The following is a 20796-nucleotide window of genomic DNA, read 5'->3' on the forward strand; positions in this document are numbered from 1 at the left end:
CGGGCCGGCAACCACCAGCCCCCTGAACATTGATGACAGGCCTCTTGTATATGAGCATTCTTCCAAAGATTTTTGTAGCGCTGGCGCTGGTCTCCGCCCTGACCAGCTGTTCCCGCCTGCCCGGCGGTGCCCCGGCCAGCGAGGAAATCCTGAAAGAAGCCAACGAGGCCACCGCCGGATTCGCGCTCTACTCGGTGAACCGCGCCTTCCTGCCGACGGTGTCGCAATGGCCCGCCACCGGCAAGCAGGAACATCTCGGCTGGATCTCGGCCAGCCAGGGCGCGCGCAGCCAGATCATCCAGCCCGGCGACAAGCTGAACGTCCGCATCTGGGACAGTTCGGACAACTCGCTGCTGACCACGACAGAGCAAAAGGAAATCCAGCTGACCGATGTCGAGGTCGCCTCCAACGGGTCGATCTTCATGCCCTATGTGGGCAAGGTCAGCGTTATCGGGCTGACCCCGGATCTGGCGCGCGAGGAATTGCAGACCTCGCTTGAAATGATCGTGCCCTCGGCCCAGGTACAGCTGTCGATGACCGAAGGGCGCAGCAACTCGGTCGACCTGGTCTCGGGCGTGCTGCAACCCGGCACCTACCCGATGCCGGACCGCAACTATTCGGTGCTGGGGCTGATCTCGGCCGGCGGCGGCATCAGCTCGAACCTGAACAACCCGCAGATCCGGCTGATGCGCGGCGGCTCGATCTATGGCACCTCGGTGGACAAGCTCCTGAACAACCCCTCGCTGGATACCCTGCTCAGGGGCGGCGACCGGGTGTTCCTGGAAGAGGACGAACGGTATTTCCTATCCTTCGGCGCGACCGGCAAGGAAGATCTCTACACCTTCACCAAGGACGAAATGTCGGCGATGGACGCGGTGGCGATCATGGGCGGCTTCCAGGACAGCAAGGCCGATCCCAAGGGGCTGCTGGTTCTGCGCGAATACCCCGCTTCGGCCACCCGCGCCGGCGTGCGCGGCCCGCGCGAGAGCCGGGTGGTGTTCAGCCTTGATCTGACCACGGCGGACGGTCTGTTCTCGGCTCGCCGCTTCCAGATCAACCCGGACGACCTGGTCATGGCCACCGAATCCCCGATCAACGACGCCCTGACCGTCTCCAACGTCATCGGCAACTTCTTTGGCGTGTTCAGCGCAGCGGGTAATATCTAACGCGTTTGCCACAGGCAAACGCGTAGGGCGCCTCCTGCCCCGGTTTCGTCCCAGGGGTTTTGTCCTCGAAATATCCTGAACTTTCGGGGGGATCTGACGTATGGCCAAAAATGACCGATATCGGCCGTTTTTACCCATCTCACTCGCCCCACTCTTGCTCCCCTTCCTGCGTCCGTATATACATACGTACATACAATGAAGGCGCCACACCATGATCGAAACCAAGATCCGCAAGGTCGGCAATTCCGCCGTGATGACGCTGACCGCTGAAATGCTGGCGATGCTCGACGCCAAGGAAGGCGACCGGCTGTTTGTGGTGCGTGGCGATGACGGCAGCCTGCGCGTGATGGCGCATGATCCGGCGCTGGCAGAGGCGCTGGCGGCGGCGGAGACCGTGATGGATGACAACCGGGACATGCTTCAGGCGCTGGCGTGACGGGGGTCGGAAAGGCGGGTCCCGTCTGGGTTCCGCTGCGCGCCATCCTGATCATCCACGACCGCCAGATCACCCGCCATGGCGGCGCGCCGGGGTTGCGCGACGCGACCCTTCTGGAAATGGGCTCTGCGCGGGCGATGAACCTGGCCGCCTATGAAACCGCCTCGCTGACCGACATCGCCGCCGCCTATGCGTTCGGCATCGCCAAGGCCCATGCCTTTGTCGATGGCAACAAGCGCACGGCGGTGGTGACCGCCCTCACCTTTCTGCGCCTGAACGGGCTGACCTTTCGCCCGGACCCGTTTGACGGCGTGCGGATGATGGAGGGGCTCGCCGCCAGCGAGGTGAGCGAAGCGCAGTTCGCGGGCTGGCTGGCGCAGGGGGCCGCACCGATCTGACCCGCCGGGCAGGCCATGGCGCCGAACGTGCTGACAAATACCTTTTTCCAGCTATCTTTTCACATTCATGCGTCCACAGTGGCGCGCGTAAATACAACTGGGAGGACTTCATGACAAAACCAATCTTCGCCGCCATGGCCCTGGCTGTTGCCAGTGTACCGGCGCAGGCCGGGACCGATTTTTCCGGCGTTCTGGACAAGATCAACCTGCCGGACGGCTTCAAAATCGAAGTGTTCGCCGAAATGCCCAAGGCGCGCTCGATCGTTGTCGGCAAGCCGAACGGGGTTGTCTATGTCGGCTCGCGTCACGGGCATATCTATTCGATGGTGGACACCAACCGGGACGGCACCGCCGACGAAGTGCTGGAGCGGGTGGCCGGGCTGAACGTGCCCAACGGTGTCGCGATGCAGGATTCGATCCTGTATGTCGGCATGCAGGATCGCATCGCCAACTGGCCGGTCCCGGCCGAATTCGATACCGCCCTGCCGCTCGATCCGCTGAACACCGTGCATGAGAACATCGACGAAGGTTTCCTGCATGGCTGGCGGTACATCAAGTTCGGACCCGACCGGAAACTCTATGTCTCGCTGGGCGCGCCCTGCAACATTTGCGACCTGAAGGACAACACCGGCAAGATCATTCGCATGAACGCGGATGGCTCGGACGTCGAAGTCGTTGCCGACGGTGTGCGCAACTCGGTCGGGTTTGACTGGCACCCGGTGACGAATGAACTGTGGTTCACCGACAATGGCGCCGACGGTATGGGCGACGATACCCCGCCGGACGAATTGAACCGCGTGACCGCAGCCGGGGCGCATTTCGGGTTTCCGTATCTTGGCGGCATCGACACAAAACTGACCGGGTATGAAGACAAGGCCCCCCCGGTCGAGGTGACCCCTGCCGTGATCGAGTTCCAGGCGCATTCCGCCAATCTGGGCATCGAGTTCTACAATGGCGACATGTTCCCGGCCGACTACAAGAACGATGCCTTTGTCGCCCAGCATGGCTCGTGGAACCGCACCTCGCCCGTTGGCTATCAGATCCTGCGCATCCTGTTCGATGACGAGGGAAATGCCGTGGGCAAGGAAGTCTTCGCCGATGGCTGGCTACAGGGGGAAAGCGCGGTCGGTCGCGTGACCGACATCGCGGAATTGCCGGACGGCTCACTGCTGGTGTCCGACGATTTTGCGAATGTGGTCTACCGGATCAGCTATGACGGCTGACTGGGTCCTTGCAGGCGGGCTGATGCTCGCCTGTGCCGGCCCTGCCGGGGCACAGGATGTTCTGGCGGGGCGCGAAAAGGCGCAACACTGCAGTTTATGCCATGGAGAGCTGGGCCTTGCGGTGGCGCCCAACGCCCCGAACCTGGCCGGAGAGAACGCCGCCTATGTGGCCGCCCAGCTCAAGGCGTTTCGGGACGGGGCGCGCGAGCATCACCAGATGACCATCATCGCATCCGGCCTGAGTGACGGCGATATCGCCGACCTTGCGGCCTGGTTCGCAGCGATCTCGGTCAAGGCGACGGCCCCCGACCTCGACTGAACGGGCCGGCGCGCGCAACGCCCTATTTCAACAGCCCCGCCAGATAGGCGCCATAGGCATTCTTGGCGAACATCCTGGCCCGCGCCGCCAGGTCTTCGTCGCTGATCCAGCCCTGTTCATGGGCGATCTCTTCGGGGCAACCCGCCTGCAACCCCTGCCGTTCCTCCAGCGTGCGCACGAAATTGCCCGCGTCCAGCAGCGAGGCATGGGTGCCGGTATCGAGCCAGGCATAGCCCCGCCCCATGGTTTCGACCTGGAGCAGCCCGTCCGCCAGATAGAGGCTCAGAAGCGAGGTGATCTCAAGCTCGCCACGCTCCGAGGGTTGTACCTCGCGCGCCCGCGCCGAGGCCGTGCCGTCCAGGAAATACAGCCCGGTCACCGCGTAGTTGGACGGCGGCACGGCGGGTTTCTCGATGATCTCGCGCACCGCGCCATCCGGATCGAACGCCACCACGCCATATCGCTCGGGATCGGCCACGTGATAGCCGAACACCGTGCCGCCCGTCTCTTGCGCATTGGCCCGCGCCATCAGTTTCGGCAACCCGTGGCCAAAGAAGATGTTGTCGCCCAGCACCATGGCGCTCGGAGCCCCATTCAGGAAATCCTCGGCCAGGATATAGGCCTGCGCCAGCCCGTCGGGGCTGGGCTGCGCGATATAGGTCAGCGACACGCCCCACTGGCTGCCTGTCCCCAGGGTGCGCTGAAACTGCGCCTGATCCTGCGGCGTGGTGATGATCGCGATCTCCTGGATCCCGGCCAGCATCAGGGCCGACAGCGGGTAATAGACCATCGGTTTGTCATAGATCGGCAGCAGTTGTTTGCTGACCCCCATGGTGATCGGATAGAGCCGCGTTCCCGACCCACCGGCCAGAATGATGCCTTTGCGTGTGCTCATGAAATCAGGCCTCTCCAAGATCTTTCAGTATCGCCGCCAACCCATCACGCCAATCGGGCCGTGTCATGTCAAAAGCGGCCTCAAACCCGGAACAGTCCAGCCGTGAATTCGCCGGTCGTGCCGCCGGGGTCGGATAGTCGCGGCTCAGGATATCGGTGATGGTACAGTCCCGCCCGCCCTCTGCCATGATCGCGCGGGCAAACGCGGCCCAGCTGACATCGGGCGCGCCCGCGAAATGATAGATGCCGCGTTTGTCAGGCTCCGTGGCGAGGGTTTTGACCATCTTCAGACAGGCGGCGGCAATGTCGCGGGCCGGGGTCGGCCCGCCGATCTGGTCGGCCACCACGGTCAGCGCGTCCCGCTCGGCCCCGAGCCGCAGCATGGTTTTGACAAAGTTGTTGCCATGCGCGGACACCACCCAGGAGGTGCGCAGAACCGCCCATGTGCCACCGGCCCCGGCCACCGCCTGCTCACCTGCCAGCTTGCTGCGCCCATAGGCCCCCAGCGGGCCGGTCGCGTCACCGGGCTGCCACGGGGTGTCACCGCTGCCATCAAACACGTAATCGGTCGAGATCTGCACAAAGGGGATGCCAAGAGCCGCGCAGTCCCGCGCCATCGCGCCGGGGGAGGTGCCGTTGATCACCGTCGCCTCGGCCTCGCGCTCTTCGGCGGCGTCCACGGCGGTAAAGGCGGCGGCATTGATCACCGCGGCGGGTCTGTGGCTCCGGATCGCGGCTGCGCAGGCTGCCAGATCCGCCAGATCCGCCGCCGCGCGGTCCAGACAGGTCACCCCCTCTGACCGCGCCAGTTCCCGTGCCACCTGCCCGGTCTTGCCGAAAACGAGGATCATGTTTTCGGGCTCCGCCCGTTCGTGCCTGAACCCGTCTCCCGGACGGTTTCCGAGACGGCACTCACCCCAAGCCGTTCGCCCACCCCGGCCCGGTCCTGCAACGCCCGCCACCAGCTTTCATTGTCCAGATACCACTGCACCGTCTTTTCCAGACCCTGCTGCAACGTCACCGAGGGCCGCCAGCCCAGCTCTTCGCGGATGCGCGTGGGGTCGATCGCATAGCGCATGTCATGCCCCGGCCGGTCGGTCACGAAACTGATCTGCTCTGCGTAAGGTCTGTCGCCGGGACGTTTCTCATCGAGGATCGCACAGATCATGCCGATCAGATCGATGTTCCTGACCTCGTTCTCGCCGCCGATATTGTAACTGCGGCCCAACCCGCCCTTTTGCAGCACCGTCAACAGCGCATCGGCGTGATCCTCGACATAGAGCCAGTCGCGCACGTTCTCGCCCGCCCCGTAGACCGGGATCGGCTTGCCCGCCAGCGCGTTCAGGATCACCACCGGCACCAGCTTTTCGGGGAAATGATAGGGGCCGTAATTGTTGGAGCAATTGGTCAGCACCACCGGCAGCCCATAGGTTTCATGCCAGGCGCGCACCAGATGGTCGCTCGCCGCCTTGGACGCCGAATAGGGGCTGCGCGGATCATAGGGCGTGTCCTCGGTGAACTGCCCGTCGGTTTCCGGATCGGGGCCGAGGCTGCCAAAGACCTCATCCGTCGAAATGTGGTGAAAGCGGAACCCCTCGGGCCGCCCGGCCCTCACCCACCAGGCCCGCGCCGCTTCGAGCAGCGTGTAGGTGCCGGTGATATTGGTGTCGATAAAGGTGCCGGGGCCGTCGATCGACCGGTCCACGTGGGATTCCGCCGCCAGATGCATCACCGCATCCGGGGCATGCTCGGCAAACACCGCATCCATCGCCGCGCGGTCGCGGATATCGGCCTCGACAAAGCTGTAGTTTTCGGCATCCGCGACGCTGGCCACATTGTCCAGACAGGCCGCATAGGTCAGCGCATCCAGATTGACCACCTGGTGCCCCTGCGCCACCGCCTGCCGCACCACCGCCGATCCGATGAACCCCGCGCCGCCTGTTACCACCAGTTTCATCGTTTCACCCTTCCCAGACGAACGGGCTGTCGAAATCCGCCAGCGGGCCCGCACCGGCATCCTTGCCCGACAGAACCGGCGCCCCGCTCAGGCCCCAGTCGATGCCGCAACTGTCCCAATGCACCGCGCCATCGGAGTCGGGTGCGTAGTAATCGGTGCATTTATACAGGATCTCGGTGCGCTCGGCGCGGGTGGCAAAGCCGTGCAGAAAGCCGCGCGGCACCAGCATCTGCCGCCCGTTCTCCGCCGTCAGCTCGACCCCGAACCACGCCCCGTAGGTGGGCGATCCCTTGCGGATATCCACCGCCACGTCAAACAGCGCGCCCTGTCCGCAGCGCACCAGCTTGTCCTGGGCATGGGGCGGGGCCTGGAAATGCAGCCCGCGCAGCGTGTTCACCGCCACCGACATCGAATGATTGTCCTGCACGAAATCCAGATCAATCCCCTGCCCGGCCAGCCCCTTGCGGTTCCAGCATTCGGAAAAGAACCCCCGGTCATCGCCAAACCGCGCCGGCGTCAGGATCAGCACCCCCGGCAGTGGCGTTTGTTCAATCTGCATAATCAGCGCACCCTTGTCACAATACTGTCGCCGGGTTTAGCAATGCCGCGCCCCCGCGTCACCCGCTCTCTGCACCCGGGGCGCAGGATTTCAGCACAGCGCAGCAAAACCCCTGCTGCCGGCCCGGCGCGCCCTGACAGGCCGGAAACGGTTCAACTCTGCCGGGTCTTCTGTTTCCAGTTTCACCGCGCCCGCCCCTCAGTCCGGTCGCGGCTTATCCTTGAAACGGTGGAAGTCGGTTCGGAGCCCGGAGCAGACCTAGTAGGATCAAAAGTTCCTGCGTATTGTATTGCTTTAGAGTTATGGAGGAAACCAATGCCAGCCATGATTTCATTCCGTTCGGTAGTTGATCCGGCGGACTGTGACTTTCTGGGTCACATGAACGTATCACGTTACTTCGCTGCTTGTTCCGATGGGGTCTTCGCAATCCAGTCGGAAATGGGATTGACCGCAAACGATATGCGTACTGGTCGGCGGCTTTCATTTGCTGTCGTAAACGCACAGAGTGATTTCCGTGCCGAACTGTCTGCTGGCGACGCGCTGCGGCTAGAGACTTCGATTGTTGCGATTGGCGCCAAATCAATGACCTTTCGGCACCAACTTTTTCGCGCTGATGGCGATACGATAGCATTCGAGACGGAATTCAAATGCGTAATGTTGAGTCTTGAGACACGTCGAGCTGCAAACATTCCCGATGACGTTCGGGAGAAAGCACTAGAGTGGCTGGATAGTCACGACTGAACGGCAGCAACGTCCCCTGACAACAGGCCCCTTGTTGCGTCCCCGCCCCGTCAACCGCGCTGGCTGCGCTTTTTCACCCAGCCGACAAAGGCCGCGTCCGGCTTGCGCAGGCGCGGGGCGCCCGAGCGCGCCCAGACCCCGCGCCACTCCGCCTCCAGCGCATAGACATCCACCCCCGGCATCAGGGCGCGCGCCGCCTGAAGCGCATCGGGTCCCAGCACCGGCGGCGGCGTGTCGATCACCGGATCGCGTTGTGAAAACCGGATCAGATCGCCGGGGCGCTCCTCGGCATGGTAATCCGGCAGGTGCCCGGCCGCGATCATCTCGCGCAGCATGGCGCGAAACACCCGGCGCGGGCTGGCGGACCCGGATTTCTTCAAGAGCGTGTCCACCGACACCACCCATTCCGCCTGCCGCCCGCAATGTTTGCGCGCCAGTTCATAGATGCGCCGCTCCAGCGGTTTCCTGAGCCGGAAATAATCGCGTGACAGGGTCAGCACCGATTTGCTCAGCACCGCGCGATAGAGCCAGTCCGACAGGGTCACGCTGACGCTGACCATCCGCCCGCCGCCTTTTTGGTTCTGCGGCGTCCTGCGCACGATCTCCCAGCTTTCGATCAGGCCAAAGCCGCTGGTGGTCTCGGTCTCGCCGGTGACGATATTGGTGGTGATCCGTGTGCCCGCCAGCCGCTCGAACGCATCCTTGAGCCGCCGGTAGGCATCGCCCGAGGTCTCGCGGTTGGTCGCCACCAAGAGATCATGCGCCTTCAGATGCAGGGTGCGGCTGGTGCGCCGTCCGGCATTGATCGCCGCCATCAGCTGGCTGACACAGAAGATCAGGATGTCCTTGTCATGAATCGTCGCCAGCCCCCGCACCGACGGCGTCACCGTGATCCGCGTGGCATTGTGCTCATACTCCAGAATGCGCCGGTCCGGCCGCGTCGCCAGCGAGAACAGCGGATGTTCCATGCTGGCGATGTCATCCTTGGGGATCGCATCAAAAATGTCACAGAGAAAGAAATCGCTCTGCCGGTGGCGGTCCGGAAGAAGCCCTCCGCCGCCTGCTGTCACTGCCCTGCTCATGGCCCTGCTCTTGGTCGGTATCCGACTCGTTTATCGTGGTTTCGGTGACACTCACCCTAGGGTTATCCACAGGCGGCGGCAACGGGGGTTCGGAATCACCTGAACGTGGCTTCAGAGTCGCTCTTTCGGGGGTTCAGAGTCACCGGGACTTCAGAAATCTCCTGAAAACGTCATGATAACAAACCTTTGCCGGTTCCAAGGATTCCCCGTAACATATAAATAACACGAATCTAACACGACAAAAAAAGCCACAGCGCCTCACATCAGACCCCACAGCCCTTGGCAGGCCCCGGAATTGCTTGGAAAAATCCGTGTTTGTGATGGTTTTTCTTCCATGTCATGTGTTTCATGCTATCCTGACGAAAACACAGCACATCGAGCAGGCATCATGGCAAAAGACACCGTCGGGCTTCCGCCCTATTTCAACATCGATCCCGATGTGGCGCTTGCGGACATCGGCGCGCCGACCGGCACCGCCGGGTTTGCCGCCATCGCCGCCGCCTGCGCCCAGGGCCGTGCCGATCTGGCCAGCCGGGGGTTGAACGAGGCGGGGCGGAAACAGCTGCGCCTGTTCTCGACCTGGGAAATCACCCGCTACCTGATCCCCGTGGCGCAGGCCCATTTCCGCCGCGTGCTGAAACAGAACCCCGACCTGCCGCAGGGCACCAGCGAAACCGCCGGCGGCGCCAAGTGGTTCGCGCTGGACGAGGTTCTGAAACTGCGCGCCCATTTTGCGGCGCAAGGCTCCAAGGCCAAGAATTACCGCCCCTACCGGCCCGAAGGATTGCCTGCAAAGCTGGTGGCGGTGGCAAATTTCAAAGGCGGCGTCGGCAAGACCAGCACCGCGGCGCATCTGGCGATGTCGGCGGCGCTGGATGGCTACAAGGTGCTGGTGATCGATCTGGACAGCCAGGGGTCGATGACCTCGATCTTTGGCGGTACGGTCGAGGACGAATGGCAGACCGCCTTTCCGCTGCTCGCCCGCCATTACGGCGAGCATCTGCGCGCCGACAACCAGCGCCGGCTCGACCGGGGCGAGACCCCGCAACCGCTGGACGAGGCCCTGACCGAGGCGCTCGGCATCGGCGCGCAGGATCTGATCCAGCCGACCCACTGGCCCAATATCGACCTGATCGGAGCGCAGCTGAACCTCTACTGGGCGGAATTCCAGGTGCCGGTCTGGCGCATGGCGGCGCGCGGCTGGAAACTGTGGGAGGCGCTCACCGACCGGCTGACCGAAGACGGGGTGCTGGATGACTATGACCTCGTGTTCATCGACACCCCCCCGGCCCTTGGCTATCTCACCATCAACGGGCTGGCGGCGGCCGATATCCTGCTGGTGCCTCTGGGCGCGTCCTTTCTGGAGTTTGATTCCACGGGCCGGTTCTTTGACATGCTGCATTCCACCTTCGCCAGCATCGAAGACGGTGAAAACGTCGCCGCCCGCGCCTTGGGGCGGCCCGAGATGGGCTTTGAATGGGACGCGGTGCGCGCGGTCATCACCCGCTATGACGCCGCGCAGCAGGGCGAGCTTTCGGCCCTGATGCAGGCCTATCTGGGCCAGACCCTGTCGCCGCACCGGCAGGATTTCACCGCGCTGATCGGCCAGGCGGGCGAACAGGTCTCGGGCATCTACGAGGCCGACTACCGCGATTTCAACCGCGAGACCTATGCACGGGGGCGCGAAACCTTTGACGCCACCTATGCCGCCTTCAAGCGGCTTTTGCTGGGCATCTGGCGGCGCGAGGAACTGGCCGCCCGGCAGGCGGAACCGGCAGAATAGAGGGGAGCCATCATGGCCAAACGCAAACGACTGACCCCGGCGCAGGACGGGTTCCTTCAGGCAGACCCCGGCAAGCGCGGGCCGCTGTCGCCGGCCCCGATCGCGCAGGTGGCGGGCGAGACCAGCGCCAGTGCCGCCCTTGCGGAACTCTCCGACACGTTGCGCACGGCCCGCACCCAGGGGCGGATGATCGAGGCGCTGGCGCTGGACGCGGTGGATGAAACCCACCTGGTGCGCGACCGCATGATACAGCCGGACGACGAAGAGATGGAGGCGCTGATGACGTCGCTGCGCGCGCGCGGCCAGCAGACCCCGATCGAGGTTGTCGCCCTGCCCGCCCCCAACGGCACGGGCTCCAATAGCACGGCGCGCTACGGGCTGATCTCGGGCTGGCGACGGCTCGGCGCGTTGCGGCGGCTGTACGCGGTGGATCAGGACGAGCGGTTCGCCACGGTTCAGGCCCGCATCATCCGTCCGGTGGATGCGCAGGCCGCCTATGTGGCGATGGTCGAGGAAAACGAGATCCGCGCCGCCCTCAGCCTCTATGAAAAGGGCCGCATCGCCCTGCGCGCGGTCCATGAAGGCGTGTATCCCACGCCGCGCGCGGCCCTGCGGGGGCTGTTCGGATCGGTCAGCCGGTCGCGCCGCTCCAAGATCGGCTCCTTCCTGACGCTGGTGGAGCCTCTGGACAGCGTGTTGCGCTTTCCGGTGGCGATCCCTGAAAAGCTGGGTCTGGGCCTGGCCAAGGCCCTGCAGGAGGATCACGGTTTCGGCTCTAAACTGGGGGCTCGGCTTAGGGAAACGCCGCCAGAGACGGCGGAGGCCGAGCTGAAAATCCTCGCCGCAGTTCTGCGCGACTGGACGCGGGCGCAAAAGGCAGACACCGCGCCCGGGACCACACCGCAACAGGCCCCTGCCCCGCGACCGCGTCTCAGCGGGCTCGACAGCGCTTCGATTGCAAAGCGCCTCGGGGAAAGCCGCGTCTCGGTGCGATTCAATCCGCAGGCCGGGCGCATCGACCTGACCGGCGGCGGGGTGAATGCCGATCTCTTCGCGGCCCTTCAGGACTGGTTGAAATCCCGCTGAACCGCAATACATTCCAGAACCGGATTGTTTCGCGCGCGAAACAAATTTTTGCAAGCCTTTGAAAACAAACAACCCGTCTTTGCGCGAAACAAGAATCCGCGCGCAGAGACGGCGAGATATTTGACACCGGGGCAGGATTTGTGGATAGCCGCCACAGAAGTCAGGCAGGGGCCGGGAGTGACCACGGATCGGGATCAGAAACAGGGCTGTCGTCTGGTGGCGGTGGTGGTCACCCATGACCGGCTGGCCAAGCTGCAGATGACGCTTGGCCGGTTGCTGGCCGAGCCAGCGGACGATCTGGACGCGGTGGTGGTGGTCGACAATGCCAGCACCGACGGCACCGGCGACTGGCTGGCGACACAGCAGGATGCCCGCCTGCATGTGGCGACACAGGCCAGCAACCTTGGCGGCGCCGGCGGCTTTGAGACCGGCATGCGGCTGGTCTCGGACCGGTTCGATCCGGACTGGATGGTGCTGATGGATGACGACGCCCGCCCTGCCCCGGGCGCGCTGGCGGCGTTCCATGCCCTGCCCGACACGGATTGGGACGCGGTGGCGGCGGCGGTCTATTTTCCCGATGGCACGCTCTGCCCGGTCAACCGGCCCTCCTACAATCCGTTCAGCGGGCGTGTGCATGTCACCGCGGCGGATTACGAGGGGCCGGCGATCGCCGTGGACGCGGCCACCTTTGTCGGGCTGTTCGTGTCGCGGGCGGCGATTGCGCGGGTCGGCTATCCGGACGGGCGGCTGTTTGTCTATGGCGATGACGGGCTGTTCACCCTGTCGCTGGGCCAGGCCGGCGGTCGCATCGGGTTCGAACCCTCGCTGCGGTTTGAACATGATTGTTCCACCTTTGACGGACATCGGTTCCAGCCGCTGTGGAAGGTCTATTATTACCACCGCAATCTGCTGCTGTTCTATCGCCGCGCCGGGGGCTGGCGGTTCTGGCCGGCCTGCCTGCTGATCCTGCCGAAATGGGCCGCCAAGGTGCGCCACCATCCGGGGCAGCGCCGCGGGTTTCTGCGGCTGATGCGCCGTGCGGTGCGGGACGGCCTGGCCGGGCGGCTGGACGTGACCCATGCCGAGATCCGGGCGCTGGCAGAGCCGCGACCATGACCCCGACCGTCAGCATCGTGACGCCGCTCTTTGACGGTTCCGCCTTTCTGGCCGAGCACATCGCCTCGGTGCAGGCGCAACAGATGGGCGATTACGAACATCTGATCGTGGACAACCTGTCAGCCGATGACGGGCCAGCGATTGCGCGGCGCGCGGCAGAGAGCGATCCCCGGATCCGGTTGCTGGAGCAGCGCGGTTCGCGGTGTCCCGCAGCCACCCGCAATGCCGGGATCGCGGCGGCGCGGGGGCGGTTCATCGCGTTCCTGGATTGCGATGACATGTGGCACCCGCAGAAGCTGTCCACCCAGATCGCCGCCATGCAGAGGGCGGGTGCGGCGTTCTCCTGGACCGGCTACGATATCGTGGATGTGGCGGGCCATCCCCTGCGCCGCCAGTCGGTGCCGACAGAGGCCGGGCTCGGAGATCTCCTGGACCGGCGGCTGGTGATCGGGTGCCTGACCGCGGTCTATGACCGGGAGCAGCTGGGCCGCCTGCCAATGCCCACCGACGCAGCGCCCGAGGATTTCTGTCTCTGGGCCGATATCCTGACCACCTGCGGGGCGCGGGATCTGCCGGTGATCGGCCTGCCGGACGCGCTGGCCACCTACCGGGTGCATGCGGATGGCGCCAGCGCCGACAAGCGGCGGGCGGCGCGGATCTATTGGGCCGCCTGCAGGGGACACCTGGGTCTGTCGCGGCGGCGCGCGGCCTGGCATTTCAGCCAATACGCGCTGCGCAGCCTGGCGGTGCGGATGCGCAGGGAGCGCTGAAGGCGCGCGGGTTTCAGAGGTTCAGGATGTCGCGGTGATAGCGCCCCAGCAGCAGCAGCCCCACCGCCAGCAGGATGAGGCTGACCGACAGAACAAAGATCGGCTCGACATAAGAGGCGGTATAGGTGGGATAGAACCCGGACCGCATGCGCCCGACAATATGGATCAGCGGGTTGTACCAGAGCACGTCCTGCGCCAGTGGCGGCATCGTGTCATAGAGAAAGAAAATGCCCGAGGCGATGAACAGGGGGCGGGTGAGGATCGACCAGATCACCTCCCAGATCGGGAACAGCCCGCTGATCGCGCAGTTCACCGTGCCGACCCCCGCACCGAGCAACATCGCCATGCCGAGCGCTTCGATGATGGGCGGCATGTTCAGCGTGGTATGGGCATCGACCACCGCGATGATGCCAGCCAGCAGGAGGATGGTGACCAGGATGCCGGTCAGGCTGTTCAGCAGGAACCGCGCGATCACCGAATCCAGCCAGGTGACGGCCGGGTATTGCAGCAGCGGCCGGGAAAACCGGATGGCGGCGGCGATGCTTCCGGCAAGGCTCTGGTACAGGTGAAACGGCATATAGCCGGTGGCATAGAACAGCAGGAAACTGGTGCCCAGCGACGGCGAGCGCATCACCAGCGAAAACCCGACGCTGAGAAACAGGATCGCCGCCAGCGGTTCGAAGATGGACCAGATGTAGCCGCCGGGGGTGCGGCCATAGCGGGTCGACATCTCGCGCAGGATCAGCGCCAGGATGGTGCGCCCGGCGGCAAAGCGGCGGCCCCCCGCCGGCTTCAGGGCCGGGGCAGGCTGGGCGGCGGTCGCGGCAGGTCGGGCAGGTGGCAGGACGGACATGAAAAAGCGTTCTGATACTGGCGTTTGTGCCACCGACTATGTAAGAAATCGGGGAAAGATACAAACGGCTTCGGGCCGGGATGGCAGGCATGGACCAGAAAACCGACAGGACCGGAGACGCGGGTGAACCGGTGAGTGAAACCGCGCCGGTTCATCGCGGCGGCGGCGGTAGGGGCGGCGGCAAATCCGGGTCCGGCCAGGGCGGCGGAAACGGTGGCGGCGGCAAGGGCGGCGGCAAATCCGGACCCGGCAAGGGCGGCGGCAAAATGGGCCCCGTGCCGGTGGTGCAGGTGCAGCCGATTGCCGGGCCGGCCAGAATGCGCAAGCGGCACTGGGGGCTTCTGACCAGCTTTCTGTTGATGGTGGCGATCCCGCTGGCGGCGGTGGCCTATTACCTCTGGATCCACGCCAATGACCAATATGCCTCGACCGCCGGGTTCACCGTGCGCAGCCAGGAGAGCGGTGGCGCCACCGAGCTTCTGGGCGGGCTGGCGCAGTTCTCGGGCGGCACCACCGCCTCGGACAGCGATATTCTCTACGAGTTCATCCAGAGCCAGGAAATGGTCGCACTGGTGGATGCGCGCGTCGATCTGCGGACCCACTATAGCCAGGGATGGCCGCATGACTGGGCCTTTGCGCTGTGGCCGGACGCCACGCTCGAGGACCTGGTCTGGTACTGGCAGCGTATCGTCGGGATCTCCTTTGATTCCGGCACCGGGCTGATCGAGGTGCAGGCGCTGGCCTATGATCCGCAGACCGCGCAGGCGATCACCCGGGCCATCGTGAACCAGAGCCAGGACCGGATCAATGCGCTGAACAACCAGGCGCGCGAGGATGCGATGGGCTATGCCCGCGCCGATCTGGACCAGTCGGTTGCGCGGCTCAAGGATGCGCGCGAGGCGCTGACACGGTTCCGGACCCGCACCAAGATCGTCGACCCCGAGGCCGACATCCAGGGCCGCATGGGGGTGATGAACAACCTGCAGCAGCAGCTGGCCGAGGCGCTGATCGAATACGACCTGCTGCGCGGCACCACCAGCAACACCGACCCGCGGCTGACCAAGGCGCAGCAGCGCATCGACGTGATCCGCGAACGCATCACCATCGAGCGTCAGACCTTCACCAGCGACAACACCGATACCGGCGCCGTGGGCGAGGATTACCCGACCCTGATCGCCGAGTTCGAAAGCCTGACCGTGGATCGCGAATATGCCGAACAGACCTATCGCGCGGCGCTGACCGCGCTGGAGCTGGCCCGGGCCGACGCCGCCCGGCAAAGCCGGTATCTTGCGACCTATATCCGGCCGACCCTCGCGACCGAGCCGGAATATCCTCAGCGCGCCCTGCTGACGGCGCTGGCGGCGCTGTTCCTGCTGTTGATCTGGTCGATCGGGGCGTTGATCTTCTACAGCATTCGCGACCGGAGCTAGAGACCGGGAATGGGGCAGGGGGTGTGTGATCCGCAGTGGGGCTCTCGGGACATTCGCTGTGCGAATGCCCTGCCGCCCCGCGGCGATTTCGGGAGAAATCGCCGGTGATCCGTTTCGAGAACCTGACCAAGAGCTTTCGCATCAAGGGCGAACGCAAGCTGGTGATCGACAATCTGAACCTGACCCTGCCGACCGGGCGGTCGCTGGCGCTCCTGGGGCGGAACGGGGCCGGGAAATCGACCCTGCTGAAGATGATCGCCGGCACCATGAACCCGGATTCCGGCCGGATCGTCAGCGATGGAACCCTGTCCTGGCCGGTGGGGTTCGGCGGTTCGTTTCACGGCGAGCTGACCGGGGCGCAGAACGTGCGGTTCATCGCCCGGATCTATGGTGTGGATACGCAGGAGCTGATGAGTTTCGTCGAGGATTTCTCGGAGCTGGGCAAATCCTTTTACATGCCGGTGCGCAGCTATTCGAGCGGCATGCGCTCGCGGCTGACCTTTGGCGCGTCGATGGGGATCCATTTCGACACCTACCTGGTGGACGAGGTCACCGCGGTCGGGGATGCGGTGTTCAAGCGCAAAAGCCGCGCGGTCTTTATCGAGCGGATGAAATACTCCAGCGCCATCATGGTCAGTCACAGCATGGGCCAGTTGCGCCAGTTCTGCGATTCCGGGATCGTCCTGGAAAATGGCCAGATGCAGTATTTCGATGATCTGGAAGAGGCCATCGCCATGCACGAGGCGATCATGGGCTGAGCGGACAGGCCTCGCTTCGGAACGGATTGTTTGTTTTCAAACGCTTGCAGAAATTTGTTTCGCGCGCGAAACAATCGGTTCCCTGAATGTATCCGGGTTTGCCGGAGGCAGGGTCAGCTTGTCCTGCCAGTATCCGCGCGTGGTCATGGCGTCATAGCCGTCGCGATATTGCCGTTTCAGCGCCTTGTATCCGCGCGTGAACCGCCACAGCGTCCTGGTCATCTGCCAGGCGATTGCAAAGAACTGGGCCTTGGACTGGGCCACGGTATAGCCCTTGTCCGCGGCGGTGTTCAGATAGGTGATCCGGGAGGCGCCAAAGGCGGGAAAGACGATGCCGCGCTCGCCGATGCCCAGCACGATCCGGTCCCAGCGTCGGGCCGAGAACGGCACGAGATGGCCGTTCAGCGTCCAGAGTCCCAACCGGTGCCGCTTGTCGTGCGGTTTCAGGGTTTGCCTGCGCCGCTCGATCTTGTCCTCCGGTGCGAGATCGCGCCAGACCTCGGTCTGTGTCATCTCCTTGATGGTGGCGCGGCGGGCGGCCATGTCGATGTTCTCGTCAAAGAAGCCGGGGCCTTCCATCGTGTCCTGCCAGGACAGCAACTGTGCCCGGGCCGAGTCGTAATGGAACCGCAACAGGCTGCGCATGATAAAGCGGATTGCGATCTTGGCGGTGCCCAGCGGGCGGCGCGCCAGCTTGTCCGAGACCATGTGATGGATCAGGTGATTGCGCAGGTCGAGGTAGAGCGTCTGCGGGCTTTCCTTTTCGGAGAAATCATCCTGGAAGGACACCACGCCGTTCAGCGTGGTGATGTCAAAATCATTCATCAGCGAGAACGAGATGTCATCGCCGCGCACGAAGAACGGGAACGGGTGGTGCCGCACCTGGTCGATGGCAAAGGCAAAGAACCACCAGCCGCCGTACAGTGTCGGCGGGTTCAGGGTCGCGGATTCGTTTTCCATCCCGAACACCGCGTCCCGGTTGCGCAGGTCGACACCGCAGAACATCGGCTGGCAGGAGCCGTCGAAAAAGGCGCCGTTTTCCCACATCGCCCATTTGTGGGTGTTGTTGATCATCGCGCCGGACACCGCGTTCTTGGGGTCCCTGGACAGCGCCAGGAAGGCATAGGTGCGGGCGATGTTCTCCATGTGGAACGAGGCGTCGTCATCCATGAACAGGCAGTGGCTGAACCCGGCGCGTTCCGCCTCGATCAGGCCGCGGGCAAAGCCGCCGGCCCCGCCGTAATTGGGGTTGTCCATCGGGGTGACCTTGCCGGTTTCGGGGATCTTGGCGCTCTGGCCGTTGTCCACCACCTGCACATGTACGTTTTCGCCGAATTCGTAACTGCCAAGGAAGGTCTGCAACCGGGCCACGGTGCGCCGGACCTCGTCTTCACGCTTGAAGGTGGTGATGCTGACCGCCAGCCGGGGCGGGGTGGCGAGTTTGGTGTCGGTGGCAAAGCGGCCGCCGGTGATCGTCGCACCGCCTTCGTCCAGCGCCTTGACCTCCAGATAGATCAGGCCGCGCACCGAGCGTTCGGCATAATGGGACAGATCGGCCCGATACGGCACGCCGGGGGACATGGTGATCACTTCGCAGGCGAGGATTTCCCAGGACTGGCCGGGGATCGCCTGAAAGGCGCGCAGTTCGATGCGCCCATGCCCGGTCAGCTCGACATACAGCCCGTCCAGCGCGCAGCCGGCATGCCATTTGCCGATGTTCAGCAGGTTGAAATAGGTGTCCAGCACCAGCAGGCTGCCCTGGTTCAGCCAGATCTCGTTTGCGGATTGGGAAAAGCCGAACGCGCCACGGGGCCGGAAATAGAGATCGTGTTCGGTGCAAATTCCGGGTTCGGGAAAGGTCAGCTTCTGCAGGGTGATCATGGGGTGCCTTTGTATGCTTGTGCGGATCATGCCGCGATCTCGCGGTGCAGCGCGCTGATGTAGTCGCGCAGCGCCGGGTCGGGCAGGTCGGTCGGGTCGATCCGGTCCAGAAGCTGAGCGGTGGCGCGCGCTTCGGGGATCGGGCGGGGCGTGGACAGCTGGTCGATATCGGGAAAGAACGGCTGGCCGGTCAGCGCGCTCAGATAGTCATGTACCGGGGCAAACCGCCTGGCCATGTCCGCGCGCAGGTCGGGGCCGAACATCTCGACATCGGCGTTTTTCACCGGGTTCAGCCGGTCGCCGTGCTCCAGCAGGTACTGACGCAGGATGCGGGCCTGTTCGGCGGGCAGGTCGAGATTGGCCCGCCGGGCCAGTTCCATCGCCGCGCGGGGCAGGCTGGTGTTGGCGCGGCCCGCCGGGATCAGGTCGGGCCCAAGCCCGATGCCGCACCGGGCCAGGAAATCCTCGGTCGAGCCGCCGGCGGCCAGCACATCGGCATAGTTGCGCAGGTGGAGTGTCGAGTCGGCAAAGCGCTTGATCCAGGGAACGAGCAGGCGCTTGTAGTCGAAGTGGATGCCGGCAAAATAGCTGCGCGCGGCCTTGTCGCTGAGCGCGCTGACCTTGTCGCCAAAGCGCAGCCGCTGGGCGTGCCAGGAGGTCAGGTATTCGTCGGGCCGGCGCAGAACGCAGTAAAGCTCGTGCGTGGCATCCGGAAAGATACCCCGCAGGGTGTCGATCAGCCTGGGATGATTTGATCCGAAATTCGACATGACCTCGGAGCAGAGGATCACCGTATGCGGCTGCAGATAGTCCGCCTGCAAGCGCAGCGCCCGGATCATCTGGGCGACGGCGGGCAGGTTGCCATGCCAGTCAGGGGGTTTGCCGCCGGTGGCCTGGGCCAGCATCCGGAAGGCCAGCGCGTTATGCGGTTCGCGCACGTTCATCCGGTCGAGCGCCGGCGGGCGGTCCGGGTTGAGCGCCCCCGCGAGCGACTGGGCCAGCCCTTCGACTTCGACAGCGGGGTAGAGAATGCCCCGCCGCAGCAATGCCAGATGATTGCGGGCGAAAAACGCCTGCAACGCGGTGGAGCCGACCTTGTGATGGCCAAAGAAGGTGATGACTTTCATGGTCTGCGGCGAGGTCCCAGGTTATCGGCTGTCATTGGGCTGCTTTTGCAGCAATACGTGTTTTCTTGATGTCGCGGATGCGTTTGCTGCGCAGGAAGGCGGGCCAGTTTGTTTCTTCGCTTTCCAGAAGCCCGGCGATGATTCTGGAAAAGACTTCCAGAGACCGCATTTCCGATTGGGACAAGTGATCGGCAGGCTCTGTTGATTGTGCCCGAGGAATGGCCGTTTCGACCGTGCGCTCCAGGTCACCCGCCAGAAGCGGCGCACCCTCAAAGAATTCGCGGTCCATTTCGCGGGCATCGTCGAGATAGGCGGCGTATATTTTTTCCGCGAGGCTTTTATGAAGGCGCAGCTTTGTGGGTGTTTCCGGAGGTTGCATCTGATTCACGACCCTGGAAAATTCCCAGCCGATGGCGTGGCGCAGCCTTGGATCCGAGCTTTTGAGAATATATGACTGCAGGGCCTTCAGCCGCATGAGATCCTCCAGGCACAGCGATTCATTTGCTCCGGCTTCACCGACAACGGTGAAGTCTTTTGTCCCGAACGCATGCAGTATGAAATCTTCGACCACGGACCCCTGATAGAGTTGGTCGCGGATCATTGGGCGCAGGATGAACCGGTCCCCAAACTGCGCGCGCCACGATAGAAACCGGGGCGCATACAGGAAGGTGCCATTTTCCATGACGATATCGAAAAGGCGGTCCAGATCGCTGGAAAGTGCATTGGGCAGGCCGGTTTTTGTTCTTTCGGTAAAGCCCGATGTAAAACGACCGGCATGAGGCCGGACGTAGGCAACGACGCGGATGTCATCAGCGGTGTCTGAAAAGAACCGGTCGATGATATCCTTGAGAACATGGGCGGGTACACCCTCCAAGGACTCGGCGGAAATCAAACAGAACTCTGCATTGGCGCGCTGGATGTCAGCAGCAATGTTTCTGAATACCTTTTCCGCGTTTGCTTTCGCGCCGCGCCGGTTTTCGGCGCCATAGGCATTGCAGTGTTCCTTCAACCAGTTGTGTGAAAGTTTGGCCGAGAAATACGCACGCCCGGATTTGAACCGCACACGATCGCCGGCAAAAACGGTCTGGATCGAGGTCGATCCGGTCTTGTGATCGCCAATGTGGAAGATCAGGGTTCTGCGTGTGGTTGTGCTCATCTTTGCACCTCAGGATTGTATTGTTGATGCGTCCATAGGCGATTGTGCGGGGCAAAACAAT

At 63.8% G+C, this 20796-nt stretch carries 21 protein-coding genes; 12 read left to right on the forward strand and 9 right to left on the reverse strand.

Features of this window, described 5'->3' with window-relative positions:
* The first annotated feature begins 50 nt into the window (after positions 1–50).
* The 5 genes from QO231_RS22115 to QO231_RS22135 all read left to right on the forward strand — a co-directional run bounded on the left by QO231_RS22115 (position 51) and on the right by QO231_RS22135 (position 3542).
* On the forward strand, positions 51–1166 hold the full coding sequence (locus QO231_RS22115; protein WP_316781683.1) for a polysaccharide biosynthesis/export family protein: 1116 nt from the start codon (positions 51–53) through the stop codon (positions 1164–1166).
* A gap of 211 nt (positions 1167–1377) precedes the next feature.
* Positions 1378–1602: an AbrB/MazE/SpoVT family DNA-binding domain-containing protein gene (locus QO231_RS22120; RefSeq protein ID WP_316781685.1), complete on the forward strand. Its 225-nt coding sequence runs from the start codon at positions 1378–1380 to the stop codon at positions 1600–1602.
* Positions 1599–2000, forward strand: a complete 402-nt coding sequence (locus QO231_RS22125; RefSeq protein WP_316781687.1) for a type II toxin-antitoxin system death-on-curing family toxin — start codon at positions 1599–1601, stop codon at positions 1998–2000. Before QO231_RS22120 ends, QO231_RS22125 begins: the two co-directional genes overlap by 4 nt.
* A 110-nt stretch (positions 2001–2110) precedes the next feature.
* Positions 2111–3223 carry a PQQ-dependent sugar dehydrogenase gene (locus QO231_RS22130; RefSeq protein WP_316781690.1) on the forward strand — a complete coding sequence of 371 codons (1113 nt, stop codon included), beginning with the start codon at positions 2111–2113 and terminating at the stop codon, positions 3221–3223.
* Entirely contained in the window at positions 3213–3542 is a 330-nt protein-coding gene (locus QO231_RS22135; protein ID WP_316781692.1) for a c-type cytochrome, read from the forward strand. Before QO231_RS22130 ends, QO231_RS22135 begins: the two co-directional genes overlap by 11 nt.
* 22 nt (positions 3543–3564) lie before the next feature.
* Here QO231_RS22135 and rfbA read toward each other — a convergent pair whose 3' ends face one another.
* From rfbA to rfbC, 4 genes are read right to left on the reverse strand one after another with little or no spacing between them, the layout of a single operon-like run.
* Complete coding sequence (gene rfbA, locus QO231_RS22140) at positions 3565–4437, reverse strand: glucose-1-phosphate thymidylyltransferase RfbA (RefSeq protein WP_316781694.1); 873 nt, start codon at positions 4435–4437, stop codon at positions 3565–3567.
* 4 nt (positions 4438–4441) lie between these two features.
* Positions 4442–5287: a dTDP-4-dehydrorhamnose reductase gene (rfbD, locus tag QO231_RS22145; RefSeq protein ID WP_316781696.1), complete on the reverse strand. Its 846-nt coding sequence runs from the start codon at positions 5285–5287 to the stop codon at positions 4442–4444.
* Positions 5284–6393, reverse strand: coding sequence for a dTDP-glucose 4,6-dehydratase (gene rfbB / locus QO231_RS22150; RefSeq protein WP_316781698.1), 1110 nt, complete (start codon positions 6391–6393; stop codon positions 5284–5286). The genes rfbD and rfbB overlap by 4 nt, the downstream gene beginning before the upstream one ends.
* A 4-nt stretch (positions 6394–6397) precedes the next feature.
* On the reverse strand, positions 6398–6952 hold the full coding sequence (gene rfbC / locus QO231_RS22155; protein WP_316781700.1) for a dTDP-4-dehydrorhamnose 3,5-epimerase: 555 nt from the start codon (positions 6950–6952) through the stop codon (positions 6398–6400).
* A 315-nt stretch (positions 6953–7267) separates the two neighbouring features.
* On the opposite strand from rfbC, the gene QO231_RS22160 reads away from it, so the two are divergent.
* Positions 7268–7693 (forward strand): acyl-CoA thioesterase, encoded by a 426-nt coding sequence (locus QO231_RS22160; protein ID WP_316781701.1) that lies wholly within the window; start codon positions 7268–7270, stop codon positions 7691–7693.
* Between the two features lie 50 nt (positions 7694–7743).
* On the opposite strand, the gene QO231_RS22165 is transcribed toward QO231_RS22160, so the two are convergent.
* Entirely contained in the window at positions 7744–8775 is a 1032-nt protein-coding gene (locus tag QO231_RS22165) for a replication initiator protein A (RefSeq protein ID WP_316781703.1), read from the reverse strand.
* Between the two features lie 388 nt (positions 8776–9163).
* On the opposite strand from QO231_RS22165, the gene QO231_RS22170 reads away from it, so the two are divergent.
* From QO231_RS22170 to QO231_RS22185, 4 genes are all read left to right on the forward strand, one after another.
* Positions 9164–10558: an AAA family ATPase gene (locus QO231_RS22170; RefSeq protein ID WP_316781705.1), complete on the forward strand. Its 1395-nt coding sequence runs from the start codon at positions 9164–9166 to the stop codon at positions 10556–10558.
* 12 nt (positions 10559–10570) lie between these two features.
* Entirely contained in the window at positions 10571–11644 is a 1074-nt protein-coding gene (locus QO231_RS22175) for a ParB/RepB/Spo0J family partition protein (RefSeq protein ID WP_316781707.1), read from the forward strand.
* A gap of 177 nt (positions 11645–11821) precedes the next feature.
* A complete protein-coding gene (locus tag QO231_RS22180; protein ID WP_316781708.1) occupies positions 11822–12760 on the forward strand; it encodes a glycosyltransferase in 939 nt (312 codons plus the stop codon).
* Entirely contained in the window at positions 12757–13530 is a 774-nt protein-coding gene (locus QO231_RS22185) for a glycosyltransferase family 2 protein (protein WP_316781710.1), read from the forward strand. The genes QO231_RS22180 and QO231_RS22185 overlap by 4 nt, the downstream gene beginning before the upstream one ends.
* Before the next feature lie 13 nt (positions 13531–13543).
* On the opposite strand, the gene QO231_RS22190 is transcribed toward QO231_RS22185, so the two are convergent.
* Positions 13544–14383 (reverse strand): ABC transporter permease, encoded by an 840-nt coding sequence (locus QO231_RS22190; RefSeq protein ID WP_316781713.1) that lies wholly within the window; start codon positions 14381–14383, stop codon positions 13544–13546.
* A gap of 89 nt (positions 14384–14472) precedes the next feature.
* Here QO231_RS22190 and QO231_RS22195 point away from each other — a divergent pair, with 89 nt between their 5' ends.
* Both QO231_RS22195 and QO231_RS22200 read left to right on the forward strand, forming a co-directional pair.
* Complete coding sequence (locus tag QO231_RS22195) at positions 14473–15813, forward strand: sugar transporter (protein ID WP_316781715.1); 1341 nt, start codon at positions 14473–14475, stop codon at positions 15811–15813.
* Between the two features lie 104 nt (positions 15814–15917).
* Positions 15918–16571 carry an ABC transporter ATP-binding protein gene (locus tag QO231_RS22200; RefSeq protein WP_316781717.1) on the forward strand — a complete coding sequence of 218 codons (654 nt, stop codon included), beginning with the start codon at positions 15918–15920 and terminating at the stop codon, positions 16569–16571.
* Positions 16572–16607: 36 nt separating this feature from the next.
* On the opposite strand, the gene QO231_RS22205 is transcribed toward QO231_RS22200, so the two are convergent.
* From QO231_RS22205 to QO231_RS22215, 3 genes are read right to left on the reverse strand one after another with little or no spacing between them, the layout of a single operon-like run.
* Positions 16608–18452, reverse strand: a complete 1845-nt coding sequence (locus QO231_RS22205; RefSeq protein WP_316781719.1) for a glycosyltransferase family 2 protein — start codon at positions 18450–18452, stop codon at positions 16608–16610.
* A gap of 26 nt (positions 18453–18478) precedes the next feature.
* Entirely contained in the window at positions 18479–19579 is a 1101-nt protein-coding gene (locus tag QO231_RS22210; protein ID WP_316781721.1) for a hypothetical protein, read from the reverse strand.
* Between the two features lie 31 nt (positions 19580–19610).
* The gene (locus tag QO231_RS22215; protein ID WP_316781723.1) at positions 19611–20735 is read right to left on the reverse strand and encodes a hypothetical protein; all 1125 of its coding nucleotides are present in this window, start codon (positions 20733–20735) and stop codon (positions 19611–19613) included.
* Positions 20736–20796 lie beyond the last annotated feature (61 nt).

Source organism: Sedimentitalea todarodis (genome assembly GCF_032595355.1).
Lineage (GTDB): Bacteria > Pseudomonadota > Alphaproteobacteria > Rhodobacterales > Rhodobacteraceae > Sedimentitalea > Sedimentitalea todarodis.